General features: G+C 40.3%; 17 protein-coding genes and 1 pseudogene. 9 read left to right on the forward strand and 9 right to left on the reverse strand.

Translation table 11 applies throughout. From position 1 onward, the window contains the following. Positions 1-119: 119 nt before the first annotated feature. Positions 120-716, reverse strand: a complete 597-nt coding sequence (locus FQ608_RS24390; RefSeq protein WP_158861114.1) for a hypothetical protein — start codon at positions 714-716, stop codon at positions 120-122. Between the two features lie 568 nt (positions 717-1284). Here FQ608_RS24390 and FQ608_RS27855 point away from each other — a divergent pair. From FQ608_RS27855 to FQ608_RS24405, 3 genes and pseudogenes are all read left to right on the forward strand, one after another. Further along, positions 1285-1410, forward strand: a complete 126-nt coding sequence (locus FQ608_RS27855) for a hypothetical protein (RefSeq protein WP_262885539.1) — start codon at positions 1285-1287, stop codon at positions 1408-1410. A gap of 15 nt (positions 1411-1425) precedes the next feature. Then, a pseudogene (locus FQ608_RS24400) lies at positions 1426-1863 on the forward strand (ImmA/IrrE family metallo-endopeptidase); the annotation flags it as partial. Then, positions 1860-2099 (forward strand): hypothetical protein, encoded by a 240-nt coding sequence (locus tag FQ608_RS24405; RefSeq protein WP_199856465.1) that lies wholly within the window; start codon positions 1860-1862, stop codon positions 2097-2099. The pseudogene FQ608_RS24400 and the gene FQ608_RS24405, both read left to right, overlap by 4 nt. A 354-nt stretch (positions 2100-2453) precedes the next feature. Here the strand turns inward: FQ608_RS24405 and FQ608_RS24410 are convergent, their stop codons facing one another. The 8 genes from FQ608_RS24410 to FQ608_RS24445 all read right to left on the reverse strand — a co-directional run bounded on the left by FQ608_RS24410 (position 2454) and on the right by FQ608_RS24445 (position 16860). Further along, positions 2454-6044, reverse strand: coding sequence for a VCBS repeat-containing protein (locus FQ608_RS24410; RefSeq protein WP_158861115.1), 3591 nt, complete (start codon positions 6042-6044; stop codon positions 2454-2456). Positions 6045-6241: 197 nt separating this feature from the next. Next, positions 6242-7714: a RagB/SusD family nutrient uptake outer membrane protein gene (locus FQ608_RS24415; protein ID WP_158861116.1), complete on the reverse strand. Its 1473-nt coding sequence runs from the start codon at positions 7712-7714 to the stop codon at positions 6242-6244. Between the two features lie 12 nt (positions 7715-7726). Continuing rightward, positions 7727-10843 (reverse strand): SusC/RagA family TonB-linked outer membrane protein, encoded by a 3117-nt coding sequence (locus FQ608_RS24420; protein WP_158861117.1) that lies wholly within the window; start codon positions 10841-10843, stop codon positions 7727-7729. A gap of 399 nt (positions 10844-11242) precedes the next feature. Next, positions 11243-11485 (reverse strand): hypothetical protein, encoded by a 243-nt coding sequence (locus tag FQ608_RS24425; RefSeq protein WP_158861118.1) that lies wholly within the window; start codon positions 11483-11485, stop codon positions 11243-11245. After that, positions 11482-11712 carry a hypothetical protein gene (locus FQ608_RS24430; RefSeq protein WP_158861119.1) on the reverse strand — a complete coding sequence of 77 codons (231 nt, stop codon included), beginning with the start codon at positions 11710-11712 and terminating at the stop codon, positions 11482-11484. Before FQ608_RS24430 ends, FQ608_RS24425 begins: the two co-directional genes overlap by 4 nt. A gap of 352 nt (positions 11713-12064) precedes the next feature. Continuing rightward, on the reverse strand, positions 12065-12853 hold the full coding sequence (locus FQ608_RS24435) for a carbohydrate-binding family 9-like protein (protein ID WP_158861120.1): 789 nt from the start codon (positions 12851-12853) through the stop codon (positions 12065-12067). A gap of 24 nt (positions 12854-12877) precedes the next feature. Further along, the gene (locus tag FQ608_RS24440) at positions 12878-14665 is read right to left on the reverse strand and encodes a PQQ-dependent sugar dehydrogenase (protein WP_158861121.1); all 1788 of its coding nucleotides are present in this window, start codon (positions 14663-14665) and stop codon (positions 12878-12880) included. A 929-nt stretch (positions 14666-15594) separates the two neighbouring features. Next, positions 15595-16860: a hypothetical protein gene (locus tag FQ608_RS24445; protein ID WP_158861122.1), complete on the reverse strand. Its 1266-nt coding sequence runs from the start codon at positions 16858-16860 to the stop codon at positions 15595-15597. 702 nt (positions 16861-17562) lie between these two features. Between FQ608_RS24445 and FQ608_RS24450 the strand changes: the two genes are divergently transcribed. The 6 genes from FQ608_RS24450 to FQ608_RS24475 all read left to right on the forward strand — a co-directional run bounded on the left by FQ608_RS24450 (position 17563) and on the right by FQ608_RS24475 (position 26683). Beyond that, entirely contained in the window at positions 17563-17802 is a 240-nt protein-coding gene (locus FQ608_RS24450) for a GNAT family N-acetyltransferase (RefSeq protein ID WP_158861123.1), read from the forward strand. A gap of 289 nt (positions 17803-18091) precedes the next feature. Further along, positions 18092-19336, forward strand: coding sequence for a hypothetical protein (locus FQ608_RS24455; protein WP_158861124.1), 1245 nt, complete (start codon positions 18092-18094; stop codon positions 19334-19336). A 132-nt stretch (positions 19337-19468) separates the two neighbouring features. Then, entirely contained in the window at positions 19469-22591 is a 3123-nt protein-coding gene (locus FQ608_RS24460; protein ID WP_158861125.1) for a SusC/RagA family TonB-linked outer membrane protein, read from the forward strand. A gap of 29 nt (positions 22592-22620) precedes the next feature. Next, positions 22621-24534, forward strand: coding sequence for a RagB/SusD family nutrient uptake outer membrane protein (locus tag FQ608_RS24465; protein ID WP_158861126.1), 1914 nt, complete (start codon positions 22621-22623; stop codon positions 24532-24534). A gap of 52 nt (positions 24535-24586) precedes the next feature. After that, positions 24587-25288, forward strand: a complete 702-nt coding sequence (locus FQ608_RS24470) for a DUF3823 domain-containing protein (protein WP_158861127.1) — start codon at positions 24587-24589, stop codon at positions 25286-25288. Positions 25289-25357: 69 nt separating this feature from the next. After that, positions 25358-26683 (forward strand): glycoside hydrolase family 71/99-like protein, encoded by a 1326-nt coding sequence (locus FQ608_RS24475; protein WP_158861128.1) that lies wholly within the window; start codon positions 25358-25360, stop codon positions 26681-26683. The last annotated feature ends 18 nt before the right edge of the window (positions 26684-26701 follow it).

The following is a 26701-nucleotide window of genomic DNA, read 5'->3' on the forward strand; positions in this document are numbered from 1 at the left end:
ATAAATAAAATAGCAATTCCGAAACTTCCAATTATGAATCGCTTTTTAAGATTTTCATTTTTAAATTCAGTATCCATAATTCCCTTTAGAAGTTTAATTATAATTTATTAAATCTATTTTTACCTAAAACAAGTTAACAACAACCCGGAGGCAATGCTATAGGTTGCTCCTGTTAAAAACCCTCCTGCCCCACCTACCATTCCGGCACTGACACATCCTGTTACCGTTCCTACAATAGGAAATGCAACGGTCCCAGCAGTAGCTCCGGCGTAACAGCCAGCAAGTGCGCCTCCTGCAAAACCTACAACTGCATCAGCCATGACACTTCTCATATTTATAGAACACCCAGTAATTTGGAAATCAGGATTTTGTCCTGTATAGATTTTATCTTCAATTTTATTGATGCCGTCATTAATAATGAAATCTGGAACAACATGAGTTCCAGAACTTAGAGAAAGTAAAGAGATTTTCTCTTCATAGTTTAACGATGAATTTAATATTTCCTTTTCCAATGAAATAGAAATATTCCTTGCCGTATACGGATTATCCACTTCAAGTAAATCATGAATAAATGGGCTAGCGACATCCATTTGTTTTACATTAAAAATAGGCTCCCCATTTAAATTTGGTAGAGAAGTTCTGGAGCTTGGACTATTTTTAGAACTAAACAATTTTTGCATTGATAAGGAATAGTTTTCGTTCTCAACATCCTTCATAGAATAGATATATCATTGAAAACTTGTAAAATATCAGTTTCAATAGTTTCAACATTTAAATCAGAATTCTGTACGTGAGTGTAAGGCTCCTTCCCTAATCTATCTACAACTAAGTCAAGACCGTTATTGTAGAAATTCTTCATTTGCTGGATTTCTTGATCTAAATTTTGATTCACATTAAATTCCATTGGAACGTTAGAATCAATCTCATTGTAAGAAATTAAAAAAATACAAAAACGAACGAATAATTAATTGACTTTTTCATTTTAATGATTTTTTTAGTACAAAAGTTAGCTCTGTAAAAACAAATTTTCCGAACTAATCGGAACCGAGAACCAAAGAATGATTTAAATCATTAGTAAAGTGTATTGTCAACAACGAAACTAAATTAAATAAAAAATATTTTATGTGCAATAAAAAAATAAAAAAATTCAAATATTTTTTTCATTACCAGAATTAATAAAGCGATTTTAAAGTAAATTGGTATACCAAAAAACGATACTCACATGACAGCATCATTTAGCCAAAAGGACTGTAAACCGTTTTACCAACGCACTGGCATCAGCAAATGACCCAGCTCACAGCCAACGACTCAGCCAAACTCAGGGCCGACGAACTTTACAGAGCCATCAATGCGGATTCTGGGGAGTTGTTTGCGGGTTTGGGGTTGAGGGAAAAGAAGGATAAAGGGTAATGTCAAACTTTACATGAATTAGGACACCTTCTCCTTGATGTCAATGGATATGAAGACAAGCAAAAGGAAAAATTCTGCCATGCATTTGCATCCGCTATGTTAATTCCCGAGGAAACTTTAAGACAAGAACTAGGCGGTAAAAGAAGCAAACTGTCGATGATTGAATTAGGTGCCATCAAACAACAGTATGGTTTTTCTATGCAAGCCTTGGTGTACCGGGCCAAAAATCTGGGGTTGATTTCCGAAAATTACCTCAAACAATTTTACATTTTTTTCAATCAATTGGGATTCCGAGTCAATGAGCCTGTAGCTTATGAAGGCGTAGAGCACTCGAATCGGTTTTCCCAACTCCTGTTCAGGGCACTGGCAGAAGAATTTATTAGTATCAGCAAAGCAGCAGCGTTGACGAATCAGAAACTGGCGGAGTTTAGAAAGGAAAACATGGTTATTTGATAAAGATTGCTGTTACGGATGCCTGTATTTTTGTTGATTTGATTGAACTGGATCTTATTTCCGATTTTTTTCAATTGGAACTTCAGCTTCACACGATAGTTGATGTAATGAATGAATTGTTCCAAGAACAGAAGCAGGTGTTGGTAGCCTATCAAAAGGTAAAAAAGTTAATCGTACACATCCTAAAGGAAGGGGATTTTCTAACAATGGAACAGAGGGCTTTTCCAAAACCCTGAATTTATAATTGAAACTGCCAAACATATTCTCTATTTTGACCTTGTTAATCGAGAAGCCATGATGTTAAAATGCAAAGCACTCTTTTATCATGGAAAGCATTCCCTAGCAACGTGTTATCGAGAACTTCAAAAAAGAATACAAAAACATTTAAGTAAAAGACTTTCACAAAGAATTTCAAACTATACTCGACTAAAGCGATGAAAATACAGCCAGTTCAGAATCTCCTCATTCGCAAGTGATTCAGCCTATTAATCATTTTTTATTCCCTTAGCGGCTATTGTCTCCATTTATTTGTGCCACTGAGTTTTAACTTTTTTCTTATCTACATTTAACCTACTTTTCAGTTGAAAAAACTAAGGTATTATCGTTTTCTTTTCCCCCAAAAAATTGTAAACTTGGATCGAATCAATTCTATGGATATCGTATTTTAATTTTCTTGTGGACTGTGACAAATAAGAATGCCCGTAATAAAATTCATGCTTCCTTTTCTTCCCATTTTTGAAATAAAGATATGAATACGCGTCATTGGATTCCGTATTGTATATAGTAAACTTATTTTCCTCCTGAAGAAATGCTTTAACCGAATCGTTGTTCTGTGAAGCCAACAACAACGATTCCCCCGAATCCATGACAAGTTCCGCCAACGCTTTGCCATCCCCTTCAAGGAAAAATCCGCTTTCCTGGTTTGGGACAACACCGAAATTTCCGTGCCCATCACCTTTGAGAAAGATGCCATTTAATGCGTCATATCTGCCAAGCATAGGATTTACGCTAAAAGAATTTCCTGTTAAAAGAAGGTCAATGTTGCCATCCTCATCAAAATCCTGAGCATTCATTCCGTAAATGGGTCCAAACTGTGCGATTGTCGGCAAGGATTTTATTTCGAACTTCGGAAGGCCATTGGCATCATTTCCAATATTTTCGAAATAGGCTGTTCTAAAATATTTTGCATTCAAAACCACACTATTTTTTAATTCCTCCTCCGAAAACATATCGGAAAAGGTGGCTTCGGCAAAGGAAGTGTGGTTTTGGAATTTTTTCTTCATGCTCGGGGTCTGAGATGCAATTTCATCTCTCGAGGCCAATGGATAATAATTACCATCGAGCGGATAGGCTATAATCGGGTCTATGCTCCCGTTCTTATCAAAATCATCTGCATATAACTTAAGGGGGTTATCAAAGCTGGCTTTTAACTTCGAGTTTAATCCCAAATTTCCGACCACGTAATCAATATCGCCATCGTTATCAAAATCCGCACCAACGATACTGTTCCACCAACCTGTATATTCTTGCACGTTGCCGGGCAGTTCAGCAGTGATATTTTTGAATGTCCCACCCTCATTTAAAAAAAATGTCACAGGTAACCATTCCCCGACCACGATCAAATCCAACAGTCCATCATTGTTAAAGTCTGTCCACAACGAAGAAGACACCAATCCCAGTCTGGAGAGTTCTGGCGCAATTTCGTTGGTTACATCTACAAATTGTGGATTATCCTTTGATGTAGTTTCATTTCTCAAAATAAGACTGGACGCAGGCATAGGATACTGATTGGGAACAAGCATGCCGCCTATAAACAAATCAAGGTCACCGTCTTTATCATAATCCGCTGCCGAAACATTGGCGCCGCTCCTTCTAATATCTGGCAGTGCGTCCGATTTGATATCAAAATTTCCCTTTCCATCGTTGACATACAATCTATCCATGTAGTATTTAGAACCCATCTCAAATTCACTGCTTCCACTGACCACATACAAATCCAAATCATTGTCCCCATCCGCATCAAATAAAAGACAGCCCATGTCCTCTTCAAATTTTTCCCCGGAGGTAATCGGTTTATTGTAGAATGTGCCGTCCGTATTTTGGACAAAAAATTGTCCTGCATGTTTAAAACCGCCACCAACGTAAAAATCCTCCAGATTATCCCCATTGATGTCACCTACAGCTATACCGGGCCCTTTTTGGGAAAACATATGAGGCAATAAAATTTGGTTATGGAAATCCACATACGGTACTTCTTTATGGATATAATCGATGTTGGAATGCTTCGTCACGTCCTTAAAAAGTGCCTTTATTTCACGACTGACGAAGTCTTTGGTAATAGATCCGGAATAATGTATTTTCAATACTTCATTAATACGAATGGATTTATGGGAGGAATGCCTGCCATCTGGCCACTGAACTTCTATTGAGTCAACAACACTGGCATCACCAAGACCAAAATGGATTAGGTTCTCAACAGTAGACTGATAACCTCTATATGGCGAATTCTCATAGAATTGCAAATATCCGTGGCAATACAACCTTACCTTCGCCCCAAGACCGTTTGGGTTTAGTTCTGGTCCAATGAGGTCAATTTTAATATAATTGCTTTTCTCAGCTAAATTTGATTCTGGAGTCCGTAGCGTATTCTCCAAAAGTTGTACTTCCTGGTTGATGTTATTGATCAACACATCCATATCTCCGTCCAGATCAAAATCCGCATAGGCAACGCCTGATGAGTAGGAAGGTTCAAAACTACCCCAATCTAAAGATCTATCCGTAAAAGTGAGGTCACCATTGTTTTCAAAGATCTTATTCTGTACTTTCAAGTCAGGATATTGGTCCAATTGCTCCAGCAAATTCCTGTTTCCTTCCACATATGATTTGAAAAGTTGCACCCCGGTATTTTGTCTAAAATCGGAAAAGTCCCTGTTGGTAATATCCTTTGGATAACCATTTGAAATAAACAAATCACGACGGCCATTGTTGTTGAAATCAACAAACAACGGCCCCCAGCTCCAGTCTGTCTCGGCTATTCCTGATAACTGCCCAATCTCACTGAATTTGGGCAACCCTCCTTTCATAACACCATTGTTCAGCTGCAACGTATTGCGGGTATATTGTGGGTGATAACCATTTAACTTTTGGTATTGGTGATGGGTATATGTCACATAGGGCAACATCATTTTCCTGCCCTTATTGTCTGCGGGCAACATATCAACGGTAATAATATCCACTAATCCATCATTGTTTATGTCGGCAACATCATTGCCCATGGCCGAGTAACTTAGATGTCCGAATACTGAGGATGATTCCTCGCTAAAAGTACCATCACCTTTATTGATGTAGACCAAGTCATTCGAGATGTAATCGTTTGACACATAGATATCGATCCACCCATCGTCATTAAGGTCTTGGACGGCAAGCCCCAGACCATAACCCTCATATATTATTCCCGCTTCCTTACTGACATCGGTAAAATTAAGTTGACCAGTCTCCCTTTCATTGTTTCTGAACAGTCTATCATTATTAACGGAAGAACCATCATTTACCTGAGGTACAATGCGGTTAGGAGAAGAATTATTCTTAAGCGTGTTATTCAATAAATAGAGGTCCAAGTCTCCATCCTTATCATAATCAAAAAAAGCTGCATGTGTGGTGGGACCATCGAAATCTAATCCATATGCTTCAGCCATTTCAATAAACTGGGGAATTCCGTCCGCATCAAGTCCTTGGTTGACGAATAATTTGTTTTTTTTATCATAAAAATCATATGGGCCACTAGTGCAGACATAAATGTCTAGCCATCCATCATGGTTTATATCTACAACCGCTACTCCGGAGGACCAATTAGCTTTGCATTCCAGAACAGTTGTAGTTATGTCGGTGAATGATAAATCTTTGTTGTTAAGATACAATCGGTTGCCTACCATGTTTCCAGAAAGATAAACATCGGGATAACCATCGTTATTAAAGTCCCCAATACCTACACCCCCGCCGTTGTATACATACTCGTAAGTAAGTATATTGACGGAGTCATTTTCAGTAATGGTATTCGTGAAATCCAGATTGGTAGCCGATGATTTCAATGTTCTAAAAAGCGTTCCATCGTGATCCTTTGCACATCCCGACAGCATAGCAAAGGCAATAATAAGGATTGCTAGTATATGTTTATGGGCCATGTGAATGAATTTATGTAGTTAAATTGGATTTTGGTATTGCGTACGTTATCTAATTCTTGTAGGCAGTTATACCAAAGACCTCAATTTAGGAAAAAATACTTCGTATCGGAAAAATAAATATTCCCGTAAAAGAGAAAGGACCCTTAAAGCTTTAGAGTCCTTTCATAACTCAAACTAATTCAGCATAATAAATTAAATCAATAACCCGGATTTTGGATTAATGTTCCTTGACTAATATCAATCTGGGATTGAGGAATTGGGAAAAGCTCATGTTTTCCATCAATAAAGTTCTTACCATCTGCCCGTATTACCTCTCCGGCAATTCCCCATCTGACCAAATCATAAAACCGCTTCATTTCGGATGCCAACTCAACCCTTCTCTCATTGCGAATGGCATCAATCAACGCTGATTTGCTGAGGCCGCTTAACGTGGGGAGAGCACCAGCATCAGCATTTACGTCATTTCTCGCTCTATTTCTTACCACCTCCAAAGCATTCTCCGCAGCACTCAAATTGTCAATCATCACGTTCGCCTCGGCTATCATTAAATATACCTCTGATAATCTCATGAAAATGAAATTTTGGCTTCCATTGGCATCACCGCCCGTTCCTCCTGCAGGGTCGCCCAAAAGTTTGAGCAACGCATACGTGTTGTCAGGCAAACAGCCACTAGGCAAAACTTGACCATCGTATTCTTCTCCAACGTCCAAGAGGGTATAGCTTTTTCTCGGGTCACCATCCTCGAAGGCGTCATACAAATCCTGTGTGCCATTATGAAGACCCCAACCGCCAAAACAGGTAGGACGAGCCCAGATACCAATCGAATTTCCTTCATTATCATCCTCCCAACCCGGAGTACCCCCGATCGATTGCATTTCAAATATAGATTCTAAAGTATTTTTGTTCCATGTAGCATCCCTAAAGCTCGGCAATAACTGATATACGCCTGACGCTACGACTTCCTGGGCCTTACTTGATGCCAATTCCCATTTTTCCTGAAATAAATAGGCTTTTGCCAAAAATGCCTTTGCAGCACCCGAGGTAACCCTACCCACATTCGAACCAGTATAAGTAGCCGGAAGTGCTTCCGCTGCGGTAAAATCCGCCTCTATTTGGGCATAAACCTCTTCTTTAGTTGACCTTGGTACAAGATATTGTGTTTCGTCGCTGATGTTAATGGGCTCCGTTATTAAAGGAACTCCGCCGTACGCTTGTACAAGGAAAAAGTAGTACCAACCGCGCAGAAATTTCACCTCATTCAGCAACCTATCCTTTAGGACATTGTCAATGTCCGCCATTCCTGGTAAATTGGAAATAACATAATTTGCTCTCGTAATACCTTCATATAGCTCGGGCCAGTTTCCGTTGAGATAAGGGTTTGATGTCCCTAGGTTAAAGTTGTCAAAAACCGCAATGTCTAATTCGGCAGAGGGAGTCGATGTATCTGGAGTGGTTATATCCGCATATATCCAAGCCGTAGCATTGACGAGATGACGTTTGTTCAATTTATCATACACAGCCGATACCGCCGCAATAGCATCTGATTCGCTCAAGAAAAAATTTTCAGTGCTTAATACTGATTTTGGAGCTTGGTCTAAAAAGTTAGTACATGATAATACCAACAGTGCCGACATCGTAAGAATTGACAATGCAAAATATAACTTCTTCATAGTATAGGTATTTTAAAATTTAACATCGATACCAAGCATTACAAGTCTGGCTTGTGGATAGATACCTTGATCAACCCCAATTGCAAGATCGGAACCTGTTACTTCAGGATCTAGACCATCATAACTGGTAAAAGTCAAAAGATTTTGTCCGGAAATATAGGCTCGTAGGTGCTTAATCCCCAACGCTTGTATAACGTTTAGACCAAAATTGTAACCCAGTTGTACTGTTTTTAGTCTCAAATATGAGGCATCTTGAACGTATCTATCTGATACTCTAGAATTTCTATTTGGATCGTCCCAAGTCAACCTGGGGATAGTTGTATTGGTATTTTCTGGAGTCCAATGGTCTAGAATTTTTGCGCTCTTGTTGCCACCTACATTATTCATAGTAAGATATTCCAATCCATTGAAAACGCTCACCCCATTTACACCCTGAAAAAACACGGCCAAATCAAACCTTTTATAGTCAGCACCAAAGTTGATGCCGTAGGTGACATCGGGAAAACCATTACCTATAATAGCTCTATCCTCTCCGGTAATCACGCCATCGTTATTAAGATCTTTATATCTAAAATCCCCAGGGGCAGTATTTGGTTCTTGAAAAGCGTGTGCAGTCACTTCTTCCTGGGATTGAAATAACCCATCAGTCACAAAACCGAAAAATGATCCTATAGGCTCCCCAACAATAGCCCTTGAAACGGGATCTGAACCCCGAAGATCATTATTAGCAATAATTTCAGTTGCTGTTGATAAACTTGTTACTTTGTTATTCAAGAAACTTGCATTCGCACTGATACTGTAATTAAAATCCTGGTCACCAGCACTATTGTAGGATAGAACCAACTCCAAACCGTCGTTTCTAACATTTCCCGCATTGACATTCGGTGTTTGCACTTGTCCTATTAATTGGGGTAACGGCACTTGCAGCAAAATATCCCTCGTGTCATTTACAAAATAATCAGCACTAAGAACAATCTGACTATTTAAGAAATCCATGTCAATTCCAAAATTCTTCATTTCTGTGGTTTCCCATGTAAGATCTGGATTGCCAAGACGCTGAACAGCAGCCCCTGGAAACAATTGGCCATTAAAGACATAATTATACCTGTTGTTGAATCCGACTGTGGTTACATAGGGGTAATAACTTCCAACATCCTGATTTCCTACCTTTCCCCAACTCGCTCTTACCATCAAATTGGTAAGAAACTCAGACTTATTAAGGAAATTTTCATTGGAGATCCTCCATCCCAAGGAAGCGGATGGAAAAGTTCCAACCCTATTACCCTCTGTAAATCTTGAGGAGCCATCCCTTCTAAGTGTAGCAGATAATAAATACTTGTCCAAATAACTATAGCCGAAACGGCCAAAGTAGGACAACAATGTAGCTGTACCCCCTGAACCGGAAACTAAATCCGACCCTTGACCTCCAAAATCCAGATAGCGCAGACCTTCGGGATTACCTTCGGGAAACCCTTGCCTGGAAGACGAAAACGATTCAAAACTCTCCTTTTGTGCGGACGTTCCGACAACTAAAGAAAAATCATGATTGTTAAACATTTTTGTGTAGGTTAACGTGTTATCGAAACCCCACCATGAACTTGTTCCGCTCGATTGGGACAATGTGGCTATTATTGTTGGTCTAGAACCTTCGGCAAAAGTAGGCTGAAAATATTTAGAGGTAGAAGATGTCAAATCTACTGCATACATTGATTTGAATTTTAAACCCTCCAACATTTCCCACTCCGAAAAGACGTTTCCTAAAACGCGGTTAATGGGCGAGCTGTTGTCAGACCTTAACGCTTGCGCTACGGGATTTTGCGAATTGCCATAGATACCAGCATTTCCTCCAGTCGGTGCGGCAAAATTTCCGTCAGCGTTCCTAACGGGAAAATTCTCCGGCATGGTTAACGCAGATTGCAAAGCCCCATTCCAAATATCATTATTTGGCACACCCTGAGAATTCCTATGAGAATAAAATAATGTAGCTCCGATATTTAACTTCTCACTTATAGCATGGTCTAAACTGACTCTTCCGGTGTATCTCCTAAATAAAGAGTTAAGAATTATACCTTCTTCGTCACGTATGCTTGTCGAAAAGGAAAAATTAGTTGTTTCATTACCTCCTGCTATATCCAGTTTATACTCCTGTATATGTCCTGAACGAAATAATTTGTCCTGCCAATTCGTCAAGGAAACCTGTGAATCGGGATTATCAAACTCAGGTACCAACGGCAGTAAGTCTGTACTGCCGTTGGCCGTTCGCTGCGTATTTGCGTTGACCCTTGATTCCCTTATCACTCTTGCATATTCTGGCGCATTTAACACATCTGCATGTTTCCAAGCCTGTTGAAAACCGTTAAGTATAGATAAGCTAACCTGAGTTGGAGTGTTTTTTCTGCCTCTCTTTGTGGTGACTATTATAACTCCATTAGCTGCCCGGGTTCCGTAAATTGCGGCTGAAGAGGCATCTTTGAGTACACTTATGGATTCGATATCCCCGGGATTTAAGCTATTCAGACCTCCTGTAGTCTGAACCCCATCGATAACATATAGCGGATTATTGTTGCCAATAGTCCCAATGCCTCGAATGCGGACACTTGGGGAACCCCCAGGAGATCCATCCTGCACAACGGTTAACCCGGCCACCCTACCTTGAATGGCCTGCTCAAGGCCGCCAACGGGAGCCTGTGTAATCAGGTCGGATGATATGGTAGAAACCGCCCCAGTTACGTCTTTTTTCTCCGTAGTTCCATAACCTATAACGACTACCTCATCCAATTGAGATGTCAAAGACTCTAGCGTTACATTAATTATTGATTGATTCATTACTTGTATATCCTGGCTTTGAAATCCAATGTAACTGAAGCGAAGGGTACTGTTTGCCGGAACAATCAATGAATAATTTCCATCAAAATCCGTAATTGTGCCAAATTTGGAATCCTCAACTGAAAATACTGTAACTCCGAAAATGGGAGCATTGTTTTCATCCACCACCTTTCCGGTTATCTCTAGGGATTGAGAAAAAGCAGTTAAGGAATTAAAAAATAGAATGGCTGCCGTAGCCATTTTAGCAATGTTTCTTACCCCGTAACCACGGTGTAACGAAAACCCACGTAATTTTGAAATCATAGCTTTTAGTTTCGGTGTGATTATATATTCATTCAAAATATTAAACAAGAGTTTCTAGAACCTCTGCATAAATGCTAAGTAATCGAAACTAATTACATCATTTCCTTAGATAAAAGAATTAATTAAAAAGTATTTTGGTGTTAAGTTTTCGTTAGTAAAGTTATAATTTAATTTTCTCTTTCAAAACCTTATTAAAATTATTTTTTTGATTTAGGCACTTGTATGAAACTCCCTATATTCTATCATGATGTTTAAGTCTCGGTTGAGACGAACACACCACTCAATAAAGTATCTACAACTATACATCAATGAGTACACTTACAGATTTAACCGTCACCAAATGAAGGAAGGAATCATTGAAAATTTAATGCGAAGGATGATAGATAAGCCTCCCAACCCCTATAAAGAGTTTATGTTGTAAGTGCCTAATTCAATAAAATTATTCCACAGGTTATACGCACCGTACCTCATATTCAAACTACTTGTCCTGAGTTGTTGGGCTTCTATAATATCGCGCGGAATATTGCCAAAGACATTATCGCCAATCCATCCTTCCCCCTGAACGATTTGTTTTTGTTTGTAGAGCCATTTGACAACTCGGTATCGGTCATAGGTACTATTTCCATACTTGTCATTGATCATAGGATTCCCCACGGAAAGCGAGCCGTTATCCTTCCAGCTTCATAACAATCGTTGAAAAAACCAAAACGCACCTCCGACGATCCCTTCTGTGGAGCGGGCATGGCGTCTATGTTTGTAAAGGTAAAGGTAGTTCTATAGGCTTCGTTATACCATGCCAGAAATCCGCCCGCATGGGACAACAGTGCTCGCGAATGGGGAACGGTATCGAGATATGCATCCAAAAGCATCTTGTAAGCATTTACACTTTGAGCTCAGGTGAGAAGTGCTGTTCGCCTCATTGACCTAACATACCCTTCATTACAGACATGATCTTCTTCGGGTGTAATACCGAAAGGCGAATTGGTCATATTAAAATTTTAAAACGAATTATTTATCTTTTGTGATTTGCAAATTCTAACCCACTTTTATTGTTTCCCCAGGAGGTATTTCCCCTGAGCTGAATAAAGGGCATTTAATAAGCTATATAGTGTTTAAATAGTACTTTTTTGGTGTCAATCGTGTAGTTAGATGTGTTATAGTTAATATTCCTTAAATATTTTTAAGCTAATTACTCAATTGTCATTTTCATTACAGCGTTGGCTATTCAAACTTAATGGCGCGAAACTTGTCCAGTTCGTGAAGAGAATTCTCTATCGTCGGAGTCCAGGACCACTTTACCATCTTTCCGGAATCATGGTCAAGCCTGCAAAAATTGGCGTTCCATACCGTGCCACTTTTCGGGGGTACTGGAGAAACGAGTTCTAATGATTTATAGGATATAAAAACCTCCGCTCTCCATGAGGTAATCTTTTCACCAAGTGCTTGCCGCCCCCCCTCTATTTCAACTTTATTGAGTGTTCCATACGTATTCCTATCATACTCGTTAAAGGGTATCCAACTTACTCCATTCTTCGAGTTGGAGATAGTAAGAAGTAATTGCTTGCCAAACTGGTTCACCTCATATTCAAAATATACTGGATCTTGTTTATCCGGTTGAAAAAAAACCTCAAAAACATCACCATTCCAAATTTTATCCATGTCTTCATAATCCGAGGTGGTAATTATGTCATCCTCACCTTGGAAGAGCACATAGATGCCTTTTTCCGATGACAAGACTTTGAATTTACTTTTATAATTTGATCCCTCCGGATCCAGTTTAGTAAGTGGTAACCATTCGGTTTTTTCCCATTCAGGATTATCTCCACTGCCCGTGATATGGAATTCACTGCACCTTTTGACCAAAAACGGCTCTTGGGTATCGTTTGTTAATTCATTGGCAAGGCCATGTGAGGAGCTATCGACCAAAGATTGTGAAAAAGAACATACACATAATAAATTAGCTAAAACGATAGCCACTGTTCCTTTGGTCCTTGTTATGATTCTAATCATATGAAATCCATTCTTAGGTTTTGCCTACTTTTTATCTGATGATTGCTTTCTTATTTCCTCCACTTTCAAAGCACTGATTGGGGATGATTCATTACCAAATCTCTTTCTGACATATGTTAATATGGACGCAATGGAGTGATTGTCCAAGTGGTCATGTCCAGGCATAAAACCGTTATAGGTCTTTCCGTTGACCTCTATATCTCCCTGCATTCCATTCAGAACAATATCAATTAATCTATCCTCGTCTCCTGTGACCCACTCTGAATCGACCAACGGGGGAAAACGGTTATTGTCCCCTTTCCCATCGCCTTGGTGGCATGCTGTACAGTAGGTATTATACAGTATCCGGCCGCTGTACGTATCACCCTCCTGTATCAGATCCTTTACCGGATCAGGATCCCTGATATAGCTTTGGGTCTCCTTGCGGTCCTCCATTGCAATCAGCTGTTCGTCACTGAACAAATCTTTATCCCCCTTGTACATTACCCTCCAGATTTTTCCTTTGTTGGACTCGCTGATATACAGGGAACCATCCGGACCTGCCGAAAGTCCCATGGGCCTATAGTCGGCATCGCTTGTATTTTTAACGATATTCACCCCAGCGAACCCGTCAGCGAAGACCTCCCATGTCCCTTTCGGAATGCCATCGTCATCAAAGGGCACAAAACAAACTATGAATCCGGCCATAGGATAGGGAGCCCGGTCCGTTGAGCCATGAAAAGCTACGAATGCACCGTTATTATACCGTTTTGGAAATTGATCCCCATGATAGAACATAACGTCCATAGGGGCCCAGTGTCCGGGAAACGCTATCACGGGCTCGTCATATTCACTCGCCCTACCTACAATTTTGCCATCACCACCATACCCAGGTTGCAGGACGTTTTTCTTTTGAATCTGGTCATAATAGGCATAGGGCCACCCATAGTCAGAACCTTTGGTCACCTTCATCAGAACTTCGGCGGGCAGCATTGCGGCCTGCCAACCTGTATAAAGGTCAGGAAAAATAGTATGGAAATTATCGATTCCATTTCCAACCGCATATAGGCTTTCATCCTTCGGGTTCCACTCCATCCCCACAACACTTCTTATACCAGTGGCAAATTTAGTCCCATCCTCTTGGGTAAGACCGATCCTCTCGGCATCAAAACGCCATATTCCGGCATGTTTCTCCAGCTCTGGACATGGATCAATTCCTTTCCCGTTGGGAATGCCTACCGGCCCATATAGATCTATATCCTGACAAGCGTCAGATGGGCTTCCAAAGGGCACATACATATTTCCCTCTTGATCAAAGGCAACTGGTTTTGTAGTATGCCAGTTTCTATCGACGTTGGGATCCATATCTGTAAGCACTATTTCTGTCTCACCCGTAGGGACCAATTCGCCCTGAGCCAATTTGGTCCGAAATATATATTTCTTGGTACTGGTATATAGGAAACCTTTATGTATTGTGAGACCGGTGGCGCCGCTACCTCTATCGATGTAATCCCCGAAATGGACAATGCTGTCCATCTTGCCGTCCTTGTCAAGGTCGCGCATGGCAATAGTGCCTTTCCCATCTTCTGAACTCTGAAGTTGAGCGTAGACATCTCCATTGTCGTTTACGGCGATATGCCTAGTATTGCCGATACTGTCAACGACCACCAACGCTTCGAAACCTCCTGGTAAAAAAATGCCACCGTTATCCTTATCGGAGCTCGGCAAAGTAGTTACCGATGGATTAGAACACTGGGCAAACACAAATACTAAAAACAAGCTCAACGGCCCATTATTAAAACTGGGTATGTGCTGCCTAATCTCTAAGTTCATTTTTCTTCTACTAAGTTAAGTTTTCAATTTTTACCTTATCATTATCATTCTGGTGCCACCAAACCTTCCTCCTATTATTATAGTCACCTTGCATGTTTGGCAAGGCAAGAGCATCTGCCAATCCTTGCGGAGAGCTTTACGCCTCCATACTTATAAATTCAATTCTATTTTTCCACATATAAGCGAAATCATGGGTAACCGCCTTAGTTAAAAAAATCATTATTTACCATTTCCACAGAGGTTAGTGCAATATATAATAAAATGTATATATAATAAAAAAACTTTTATTTTATTGCCATCTATTTATTAAACCTTAATATTTTCTATTAAACCTTTCGTTTCAACAGATTAAAATGTATCTGTAAGTTTATAATCGCTGTCGGCGTCTAGAAGGATACTTTATCCTCCCTACAATCTTGGTGGGTCTACATACGGGCTGTCAGAAAAAAACTGTCCAATATTTTTGTTTCTCCCATCCTAACCCACAATCCGCCAAGTGGGATCTTAAAAGACAGCATGGATTGAATTACTAGGAATTGCTTCGGCTCAATTTTCATATCCTCTATATAAACGGCACTTGAGGAGTAGTCACATCAACTCTCTCTTTAGAAATTCCAACTTCTAGTTTTTCCCTTGTATCTTTTCGTGAATTGATAGGATCGGTATGCGAAAGGTGTGCGACAAAAAAATTACACTTATCTCCTATATCGTTAGGCATTCCGGACAAAGCTTTCGCTACTGTAATCCGCTTTAATCGAAAACGGCTGTTTTGGGAACATCAATATTTGTTGGATCAGCTATAAAAACAAAAAAAGCATTGACCGCAGATACTTCAACTATTTCCTAGATAATAGGCACATTAGCATTGATACACACTATTTCGCAGGGATAATTGGCCGATTGGGTTTCGAAATTTGGTTAGTGAAATTTCATAAGGCCTCAAATTTCACTACAGCTTTTTCAATATCATTAATTCGATCAACAACCAAAGTATATACATAAGTATCTTTACCATGAAATGTTTCGGAGTTGGATATTTTCAAATCATCCGAATTGAATGTTAACATTCTTTCTGACTCTATTTTAACCGATAGCTGGGTATTGCAAAGTTGTCCATTGAGCTTAGCAGTTTCAAGGAAATCAATGTCAAATTTATTATCATGAATTTGCACTTTGGTACAAACATGATGTACAAGTTGATCTCTAAATGATGAAGAATTCTTGGCCAATAAAGTTTCGGGTTTATCATTGTATGGCTTTAAAAGTTCTACCCAGGCATCGACAATTTCGGAATTGCGATTTGGGTCTGCATGTAGTAGATTTGGCCAATGTAAACCGCAAGTGGTTCCAATTACTACCCCTTCTGGTTTGGCACTAAAAGCATCCCAATTAAGCAAATCTTCTCCTCGGTCAACGGTAATAACTCCAGAATCAACACCAAATAAGCCAAATTGAGCACCCTCTGCATTAAACATATTTTCGAAAGGAGTACTGATGTATTCAATTCCACGTTTCTTTACCACTTCTGCCATACTGATTGGATGATCACCTGTTAAACCAAAACCATGTAGAAAAGCGGTAGGAACAAAAGAAGATGGAAAAGAACCTAATTGATTTTGATTCAGCAATTCTTCATAATAATCAAGATGAAGTTCAACCTGGTCAAGAGGTCGCATCGTTCCCGAGCTGTCCGCCCATTCTGCCCTTGTCATGTTTTCATCTTCCCAATATTCATGCCCTACACCATGCAATGTGAGCTCATAGTGATTTTGATTATTTCTTATAATATCTGCTGCCTCATCCAACCAAGGCCCCACCCATTTACTGTTCTCCCATTTCTCACGCATCCACGTAATCGTGGGCACATTTCTCAAAATATTTTCTCTGTCCCACTCACAAAGAATGGTAGCTGCCTGTGGACGTACTCCTAGTTTTTTTCCCAAATCTACGATAGCTTGATAATCCGCAGGAACATGATTACGGTTAATTCCCGTACGGTATGGCTCCTGGCGGTCATGGCCGTCTTTACCAGACCACCAGCCCACATCATCTATGACTATCTGAATTGGAATGGGTATTGACACACTCAGTCCAGCGTTGCGAACGGATTTCTTTCGTGCAAAGTCAACGAAATTTGAAAATGCAAGTCCTGCACCCATAAATGCAGATTTAGTTGTAAATTCACGTCTATCCATGTTTTACTTCCAAATATTTGTTAAAATTTGATTTACCTTTTTGAAATATTAATATTCTTCATGCATTATTTTGAATGGATTTTACCCAATACTTGGTAAATAACTCCAGTCTAACTATTTCTCGGATAAACAAATAAAGCGCTGACGAAGAGGCATTAACTCAAAACCAAAAAAAAAAGTATATAAATTTAAATATTCTTATAAATGTATTCAATATAACTGAATTAGACTACATTTACGATTTTCATAATTTCAGTTAATTTAAAGGAAAATCCCGCTTAGGCCTATTCTTTCCACTTAGCCGGAGTTTTAGGATTGGAAATAGCCAATAGCCCCAGAACTTTGCAGATGGTAAGGGCACTGGCAAAATAATCAGGATAGCCTAAAGGTTTGGTTCCAACATCTTCCAGACCTTCCAAACTTCTGCTACGGGAGCATTCTCTGTTGCTTCCACTGTGATTTTTTTTACTTGTCCCATTATTTATATACGTTTTGGTTTATTTGATTCAACGTTTCAAATTTACGGCAACGCCAATTTTTAGCCCGGCCTTTGGTTTGGGATTCCTGGCAGCCCCCGTTCTCTCAATCAAATTGAAACAGTAAAAGTCGTGTCACAATTCGCAAAACCTACATCGGCAAAGGTTCCCAATCTTGACATCATCTGGGTGTCCATCTTCAAGTGAAACACTGGCGTGAATCCTGATGGTCGGCTACGACGGTTTTCAAAAGGAACATTGGAACAGGGGATATGCTACGGAAGCATCATTGGGTTTGCTGGAATACGGCTGTCAGGGTTTTGTATTAAAGAAAATCCTATCGTCGGCGCATATTGGGAATATTGCTTCCCGCAGACTGATGGAAAAAATAGGTATGAGGTATGTCGATGACAGGTTTCAATACGGCTGTTTACAGGCTTATTATGAGATTGGAAAAGATGAATAAGTGAGAAGAAATATATGATCTTCTGTAGTGATTTAGGTCATTTTCCTCATTGTTTAGTCATGGTAAATTCATCTAAACTTTAGATTTTCTTCTTTAAGGTAAACATAATATTTTTTGATAAATCAATGCGATTGATTTTTATTTATTTGATATTCAGTTATTTAATAATATTTTTTAATTCGTTAATTAATTATTAATGTTTTATTCATCCCCTCGGGACTAAGTTGAGCCAAATTGCAAATTAGTCATACGTTGACTAGTCTAGATTATTTAAACCCAAAATATCACTATGAAGTACTTAATTTTCCTCCTGTTATTTACACAATTTATTCATTGTTTTGGTGTAGCCCAACAGCATAGCACATCCCATATTAGCATAAAAGAATTTAACGTATTACCCGAAAACACTCCGGCAGAAAATACCTCAAACCTTCAAAAAGCTATAGATTGGGCTTCAACTTACGGTGCAGCTTTATATATCGATCCGACAGATCAACCCTATTCATTAAATAGTGGATTGGTCCTTAAACAGAATGTATCGCTAATTGGTGTACATGGTCCAACACCCAGGGGCACGAAACATCCTACGAAAAATATGCCGGTTGGTAGCGTCTTTAAAATAGAAGATGCAGCCAGTGCCTTCATTACTGTAGAATCCGCAACCCAGATCAGAGGAATCCAGTTTTGGTATGGAAATCAAGAGCTTGATGATCCCCAAAAAGTTATTAAATACCCACCCACAATTCAAACCAGCAAAACATCAAGTACCCAAGGGGTGACTTTGTCCAATCTTACTTTTTATGGAGAATATATGGCAATGGATTTTACCGCTTCTAGGGAATTTATTTGTGAACTGATTCTAATTGAGCATTGCTATGGCTATCCGTTAAGCGGTGAGTTTATAAAAATTGATTATTGCTATGATATTCCCCGGTTTCTCCACACCCATGTGAATCCAGCCATTATGCGGAAAATCGGACTTAGGTTTTCTAAAGCAGTAATTGATAATGTTGTGGCAAATAAAACCTTTGCTTATTCCATTAATCATACGGACAATGCCCAACTGATAGACGTATTCACATTCGGTACGTGGGGCGGAATTCATCTTGGAGATGAGAGCTATGGTCAACTAACTAATTTCAATTTAGATTGTGTCGCAGTTGGAATTTTTAAGCAAGGAAACAACACCAAAAATCGCAATTGGATGATAGCCCAAGGTTCCATTATCGCAAATGCTGGAGCTACCGTGGAGGAAACGCATCCAATAATAATCGAAGGCGAAGGGCACACGGCGTTTACCAATGTCGAGGCATTTTCAGGTGGAAACGGAGCATTAACAAACGTCGGCAAGTCAATAGATTTCATGTTAGTACGGGGTGAAAAAAAATTGACAATATCCCTGATTGGATCACGAATGCGCAATTACGAGTCCGCAGATCCGATCACTATTCAGAATCCATTCGCCGTAATTCAGGCTGTTGCATGTGTTGATAAGGATGAAAATCTCTTTAACAAGATATTAGGTGATGACTAAAATTATACGACATCGATTTCCATAAATTTTCTTAACCCAAAAAATCATGCATTATTCTACTCCACCCTGAACATTTTCAAAAACTCATGAAATTCAACAATAACCTATAAAAACATAATTGATTCAATACATATGAAAGCAATTTACTTGTTAACCATTTTGCTCATTTGCCCATTATTCCTGTCAGCTCAAGATGGAATAATAAGAGGTACAGTGACTGATAGTGCGGATGGCACCACCTTGCCAGGAGTTAATGTCGTCTTAAATAGTAACGGAGCAAGAGTCGGTGGAACGATAACCGACATTAATGGAGCTTATTCTATAAACGTCCCAGCCAATGCAACACAATTGGTTTTTATTTTCCTAGGTATGGAGACTGTAACGGAAATCATTGATGGAAGAAACATCATCGATGTAGCTATGATAACTGACCAAAAAGAATTGGAGGAATTTATCGTAGTAGGTTATGGATTTGCGGAAAAGGCAACCTTAACTGGCTCTGTAAGTGCTATTGACAACCGAGAAATTCAAACCACCACGCATTCAAGCTTGGCCCAAAAGCTTCAAGGTAAAGTGGCAGGGCTTAACATCCGTCAAAATTCTGGACAACCTGGATCGTTTGACAATTCAATAAACATACGCGGTTTTGGTACCCCTATGTTTGTAATTGACGGCATCATAAGAAATGATCCAGGCGCCTTCCAACGTATAAATCCCGAGGACATTGAGAGCATCTCCGTTTTGAAAGACGCGTCGGCAGCTGTATATGGAATTGGTGCAGCAAATGGAGTAATAATCGTCACTACCAAACAGGGAAATCGGGGGAAAACTTCATTTACCTATAATGCCGTCTCAGGTATTACCCGACCTACTGGTATCCCAATTATGTCTTCTACTTCCCAGTTTGCCCAAATGCGCAATGATGCGAATATTTATGGCCCGGGAGCGGGAATTCCCTACTATACTCGAGACGAGCTTCAGAGGTACATGGAAGGCACTTTGCCCGGTTATACCAATGTCGATTGGTATGATGCCACTATGAAAGACTATGCCCGCCAAACCCAGCACAACCTATCTGTAAGTGGTGGGGGTGAAAAAGTGCTATACTATTTAGGATTGGAATATGTGGAAGATGGTGGATTACTTCGAAGCAATGACATGAATTATAGCAGATTCAACCTAAGAAGTAATATAACAGCCGACCTAACTGATAATCTCCAGGCCAGACTTATGATTTCTGGAAGGTATGATAAACAAACAGAACCTGGGGACAACTTCTTTAATATTTTTAAAACAACCCGGGTTACACTTCCTACGGAGAGGCCGTTTGCCAATGATAATCCACTCTATCCGGGATTTGTATCCTCGGGATTTCAAACACCTACTGTAATAGCAGACCGTGACTTGTCAGGTTATACTGAAGTAGAAAACAGAGCAGTTCAAACCATGGCTGAGTTGAGGTATACAGTTCCCTATGTAAAAAACCTAGTCATTACCGGAACCGGGGCATTTGATACGGGTAACATCATGTTTAAAAACTTGTACAAAGGATTTACCACATATACTTATACTCCAGCTACAGATACATACAACCCGCTGATTCAGAGGGCCGATCAGAATATCAGTGCCCGAACAGATGTGGGCAATACCTACACCCTTCGTTTATCTGCCGATTATAAAACAAAAATTGGCCAAAACCATGATATCTCAGGTACGCTCGTTGCGGAGCAAATCAAAGGCTGGAGTAGGTGGCAATCTGCTAGAAGGTATTATGGCGACTTCTACACGAGTGATCAAATACGTTTCGCTGGGCAAACCAACCTGCAGAATGATGGGCAGGACGATGTGAATTCCAGGATTAGCTATATAGGTAGGGTAAATTATGCATTCTCTCAAAAATATCTAATTGAAGCTGCTTTTAACTACAACGGTTCTTTCAGGTACCACCCGGAAAGAAGATTTGGATTTTTTCCTGTTGTATCAGCGGGCTGGAGAATCTCCGAGGAAAACTTCATTTTAAATAATGCCCCAGCAATAAACGAACTTAAGATTCGCGGCTCCTACGGAGTAATTGGTTCTGATGAGGGAGCACCATTTCAATACCTTCCGGGATTTACTTTTGGTGGTGTTAGTACTTGGGAATTTTCCAATAACAACCTAACAAATGGACTAGCTTCGCCGGAAATAACCAACAGGCTATTAACTTGGTCTACTAACCACTTATCGGATATCGGATTTGATCTTACAATGTGGAACGGGAAGTTAGAGATCATCGCGGATGTGTATAATAGGGAACGAAGAGGGCAGCTGGCAAGACGTACTATATCCCTCCCCAATACCTTTGGTGGTACTCTTCCAGAAGAAAATCTGAACAGTAGCCGTCAGGTTGGCTTTGAATTTTCCTTGGGACACACCAATTCTATTAATGATTTCCAATACACTGTAAGAGGTAATTTCAATTTTAGCCGCTACATGACATTATACCAAGAAAGGGCTCCATTTCAAAGCCAACGCGACAGGTGGCTTCACGGAGAGGAAAATCGATGGGGCAACAGACAAATCGGTTATATAGTAACAGGACAATTCCAAAGCCAAGAAGAAGTATGGAATGGCCCGGTATACGGGGGCGCATTGGGAGGTATGAGGGAACTTCCCGGGGATTTCATGTATGAAGATGTAAACAACGACGGAATCATTAATGAAGAGGATGCAAGAACACCACTAAATTACGGTGCAACACCGTTAGTCAACTTTGGTGCAACTTTTGGCGCACAATGGAAAGGTTTTGATCTGAACCTACATTTTCAAGGTGCTGGCGGATATACCATGCGATTCAGTGAAGTGTATGGAGAAATGTTTGCGTTCAGGGGTAATCTGCCAGCATACTTTTTCGATAGGTGGCACCAAGAGGATCCCTATAATTTGGATAGTGAGTGGATCGCTGGTGAATGGCCCGCCACCCGCTTTAATGGAGACGTTGGAATGCTATACGCGGAAAGTTCTGTATGGCGAAGGAATTCTTCTTTTGTAAGATTAAAAAGTATGGAGTTTGGATACACGTTTAATTCTGACATGTTGTCTCGGCTTGGGATGGAGCGACTAAGAGTCTATATGAATGGCTTTAACCTGGTGACTTTCGCAAAGGATCCATTTATGAAGCAGTTTGACCCCGAAAGAGTGGAGGGCGCGTTTAATGCAGGCTATACCTATCCCTTAAGCAAGAATTATAATTTAGGCCTGAGTGTAAATTTTTAACGAATAGCAATAACAAAATTCGAAAAAAAATGAAGATACAAATATATTTATCAACTGCAATTCTAGCTGCTTTTACCATAATTGCATCCAGCTGTTCGGATGTACTTGACTTGCAGCCACAGGATAAGCTTCCCGTAGAGGCGGTCTTTTCTTCACCGGCTGGTGTCAAGCTTTATATGGCAAACTTATATTATCAGCTGCCTACAGAAGATTTTCTCTTCTTCAACGCCGGATTCAACCAAAACCAAGGAGGCCCAAACAATGGTGGACAAACAAGAGCCCAGTCTACTGACGAAGCAGTTCATTCTGAAGCCGGAGGTCTCAACAATGGACCAAATGGCGATGGGCAAAATATGAACAACTATTGGATTTCAGGTTATTCGCTAGTAAGAGATGTAAACCTACTCATAGATGCAATTCCAACTTTAAATATCCCCACGGAAGAGAGGGACAGGTTAAGCGGAGAAGCCTCATTTGTTAGGGCATTTGCCTATTTTGGTATTGCGATCCGCTATGGTGGTTTACCATTAATTAAAGAAAGTCAGGAATATCTCGGAGACGCTGAATCGTTGAAAGTTCAAAGGAGTTCAGAAAAGGAAACATACGATTATATTTTATCAGAGCTCGATGTGGCAATCACTAAACTCCCGGAATCATGGAATGGCGAACGAAGAGCAACAAAATGGGTTGCCTTAGCCCTCAAATCCCGCGTGGCTTTACACGCAGCTTCATTAGCGAAATTCTGGAATAAAGCCCCACTCACCGGAGATGCTGTGGATCTTGGCTATGTTGGTATGTCAGCAAACGATGCAAACGGATATTACAACCAGTGCATTGAGGCATCTGCTGAAATCATGAATTCCGGAGTTTTCTCACTTTATCAGCCTACGCCTGCGACTCCCGCCGAAGCGGCAGAAAATTACAGGAGGATGTTTCAAGATCCCAATGTGGCGTTAAACGAAGCAATTTTCATTAAAGGTCATACAATCCCTGGAGACAGAAGAGGTCATAATTATGATATTTGGTTTACCCCAGCCCAGCTTGCCAATGGTTGGCCACATCCTGGTCGTATGAACCCAACTCTCGATCTGGTTGATATGTATGAAGACTACACTGTACCTGGACAATCCGCTCCTATTGTGACTACAACCGACGGAGACATTGACAACTATAACGGATTTGATGCAAATAAAACCTATCTAAGATTTGACAATCCCTCGGACCCGTTTTTAAACAAAGATGCACGCCTACATGCCACCGTAGTACTACCGGGCAGCAGTATGAAGGGTACGGAGATAGTAATCCAAGCAGGTTACATTTTGCCGGATGGCTCACCGAGAATCCGTACTGGCGGATCCGTTGAGATAAACGGTAAAACCTATTATAATTACGGTGGACCTACACCGAATGATTATTCAGGGTTTGACGGATTTGGAGGTAACAATACAAAAACTGGCTTTTCTTTTAGGAAATTTTTGAGAGAAAGTCCGGTTGCACCCGGATGGAATCAAAGCACTTCAGATTGGATTGAGTTCAGGTACGCCGAAATCCTGTTAAATTATGCGGAGGCGGTAACAGAAAGCGGGCTTGGAGACGAAACAGAGGCAGCGCAGGCGATAAATGATATTCGTCGACGGGCGGGTCACACAGTTGCAATTCCCTTAACTATTTCCAATGTGATGCGAGAAAGGACCGTTGAATTGGCGTTTGAAAATAAGAGATGGTGGGACCTGATTCGAAGGAGGGAACGACATGAAGTCTTCGAAGCGCAAATATCCCATGCTCTCCTTCCTATATTAGATTTGAGGATCAATCCGGTCCAGTACATTTTTGTTCGGGCAAATGTGCACAATATGAATCCGAGAACTTTTTTGATAAGGGACTACTACCTTTCTATTCCAGGTGTGGGAGCTAGTGGTGTGATCCAGAACCCAACAGGTTAATCCACTTAATATCAATTTGAAAAATCATTAAAATATTGGAAAAGAAACAACTATGAAAAGGGTAAGACATATATTTTATTTTCTGGCATTGGCTCTAAATTACTCATGTGTAATTGATAATTATGACCAGCCAAATGCGGAATTATACGGTACTTTTATCGATGAGGGTACCAATCAGCCGCTTGCACAGGATATCATAAACGGAACTGTCATCGAAATCATTGAGCACGGTTGGGTTGAAAACCAGACCAATGTGACACAAACATTGGTAAGTACGGGTGATGGCACATATAGAAACAGTCAAATATTCTCGGGACAGTATCTGGTACGCGCAGTACGTGGCAACTTCCATGACATTGCGCCTATCGATACTATGGAAATTAAGGGAAGAACAAAGCTTGATTTTCTTGTTACTCCATATCTAAGAATAATTGAGCCATCAATAGAGCGGAACGGGAATTTGGTCACGGCTACATTCAAAATTGAACAAACCTCCACCCAAGATGTGGCAAGGATAGGTTTATATGTACACCCAAACCCAAATGTGGGCAATCCCATGACTTTAACGTCAAGAGTGGAGAGCACTTTAAATCGAACAACAGATACTCAGGAGACTTTTACGCTAACGATAGACCTCTCCAACAATACAAACACCTTATTACCTGGACGACCATACTATTTCCGAATCGGGGCATTAAGCAGTGCAGGGTCGGCGAAATTCAACTACGGCCCGGCAGTTAGAATTACTATTTAATTTTGCAGTAAACCATCCCCATCTAAAACCTTGGGGATGGTTTGTTTTTATTCTATATCCAAAATGAAAATGAAAGAAATATCTATTCTTGCTTTAGTTTGTTTGATAGTAAATGGCTGTGTAAAAAATGAAGCAAACCCTATAGTAAAAGATCCCGATTTTCCTGGAGAAAACGTTCCCGAAATGGTGTATGACGAAACGGGTTTAATGTACACCTCTCTTGACAGCCTTGTAATGGCTGGTTATCAAGGCTGGTTTGCTACCGAAGGCGACGGATCTGACAGGGGATGGTATCATTACGAGCGTGCCGGTAGATTTGAACCTGGTTATTCGACAATTGATTTTTGGCCAGAAGTGAATGAATACAGCCAAAAATACATGACTGCGTTTCAATATGGGGATGGAAGTCCGGCTTATGTCTATAGTCCTTACGACGAGGAAAGTGTCGACCTCCATTTTAAATGGATGAAGGATTATGGCATTGACGGTGTTCAAATGCAAAGATTCGTAGTGGAGATTAAAGAGGAAAATGTTAAAGGCCGACGGCATTTTAATCAGGTACTTTCCAACGCTCTGAAGGCGGCTAAAAAATATGGGAGAGCTATCAGCGTAATGTATGATCTCAGTGGTTGTCGATCAGAGGATGTAGCGTACCTGAAACAAGATTGGGAGGAGTTGCAAGCAATGTTCAAATTGTTTGACAATAATGAAAATCCCACTTATGTCCGACATAATGGCAAGCCGCTAGTTACCATCTGGGGAGTAGGATTCAATGACGACAGAAATTACACAACTTCTGATGTGGATCACTTAGTCGGTCAGCTTAAAGGTCCTGAAAACAAAGTATCGGTCATGCTTGGGGTGCCCTATTATTGGAGGACGTTGGATAGAGATACCGAATCCTCCTCCGCATTACATACCCTAATCAAAAAAGTGGATGTCATCATGCCTTGGGCAGTAGGCAGGTACAACGGTGAAAGTTATGCGAACACATCAGGAGGCGTTCTTTCCGAGGATATTAGATGGTGTGAATCCAACGGTATTCATTACATACCACTGGCTTTTCCCGGATTTACCTGGGGCAATTTGCGACAAGACGCAGCATTATACGATCAAATTCCCCGAAATGAAGGTGATTTTCTATGGAAACAAGTGGCGGGAGCTAAAATTGCGGGGGCTAAATCCTTATATGTTGCCATGTTTGACGAAATTGATGAAGGTACAGCCATCTTTAAATGTCTTAGAAAGTCTGAGGTTCCACTCAATGGAAGTGGTAAATTTATGGGTATAGAGGATGGCTTGGATTCTGATTATTACCTTTGGCTTACCGGCCAGGCTACTCAGTGGTTTCGAGGTAATGGAGGTTTCAGTGCCCAAAAACCAGTCAGACCTTAGTTCTATTTTTCAAAGCTT

The organism is Lunatibacter salilacus, from assembly GCF_009797935.1.
Classification (GTDB): Bacteria; Bacteroidota; Bacteroidia; order Cytophagales; family Cyclobacteriaceae; genus Lunatibacter; species Lunatibacter salilacus.

Excerpts from the sequence above, each read along its gene's own strand:
- FQ608_RS24390 (WP_158861114.1), bottom strand. The coding sequence starts at position 716 with ATGAAGGATGTTGAGAACGAAAACTATTCCTTATCAATGCAAAAATTG.
- FQ608_RS27855 (WP_262885539.1), top strand. The coding sequence starts at position 1,285 with ATGACCCAGCTCACAGCCAACGACTCAGCCAAACTCAGGGCCGACGAA.
- FQ608_RS24410 (WP_158861115.1), bottom strand. The coding sequence starts at position 6,044 with ATGGCCCATAAACATATACTAGCAATCCTTATTATTGCCTTTGCTATG.
- FQ608_RS24415 (WP_158861116.1), bottom strand. The coding sequence starts at position 7,714 with ATGAAGAAGTTATATTTTGCATTGTCAATTCTTACGATGTCGGCACTG.
- FQ608_RS24420 (WP_158861117.1), bottom strand. The coding sequence starts at position 10,843 with ATGATTTCAAAATTACGTGGGTTTTCGTTACACCGTGGTTACGGGGTA.
- FQ608_RS24425 (WP_158861118.1), bottom strand. The coding sequence starts at position 11,485 with ATGATCAATGACAAGTATGGAAATAGTACCTATGACCGATACCGAGTT.
- FQ608_RS24430 (WP_158861119.1), bottom strand. The coding sequence starts at position 11,712 with ATGCTTTTGGATGCATATCTCGATACCGTTCCCCATTCGCGAGCACTG.
- FQ608_RS24435 (WP_158861120.1), bottom strand. The coding sequence starts at position 12,853 with ATGATTAGAATCATAACAAGGACCAAAGGAACAGTGGCTATCGTTTTA.
- FQ608_RS24440 (WP_158861121.1), bottom strand. The coding sequence starts at position 14,665 with ATGAACTTAGAGATTAGGCAGCACATACCCAGTTTTAATAATGGGCCG.
- FQ608_RS24445 (WP_158861122.1), bottom strand. The coding sequence starts at position 16,860 with ATGGATAGACGTGAATTTACAACTAAATCTGCATTTATGGGTGCAGGA.
- FQ608_RS24450 (WP_158861123.1), top strand. The coding sequence starts at position 17,563 with ATGGTCGGCTACGACGGTTTTCAAAAGGAACATTGGAACAGGGGATAT.
- FQ608_RS24455 (WP_158861124.1), top strand. The coding sequence starts at position 18,092 with ATGAAGTACTTAATTTTCCTCCTGTTATTTACACAATTTATTCATTGT.
- FQ608_RS24460 (WP_158861125.1), top strand. The coding sequence starts at position 19,469 with ATGAAAGCAATTTACTTGTTAACCATTTTGCTCATTTGCCCATTATTC.
- FQ608_RS24465 (WP_158861126.1), top strand. The coding sequence starts at position 22,621 with ATGAAGATACAAATATATTTATCAACTGCAATTCTAGCTGCTTTTACC.
- FQ608_RS24470 (WP_158861127.1), top strand. The coding sequence starts at position 24,587 with ATGAAAAGGGTAAGACATATATTTTATTTTCTGGCATTGGCTCTAAAT.
- FQ608_RS24475 (WP_158861128.1), top strand. The coding sequence starts at position 25,358 with ATGAAAGAAATATCTATTCTTGCTTTAGTTTGTTTGATAGTAAATGGC.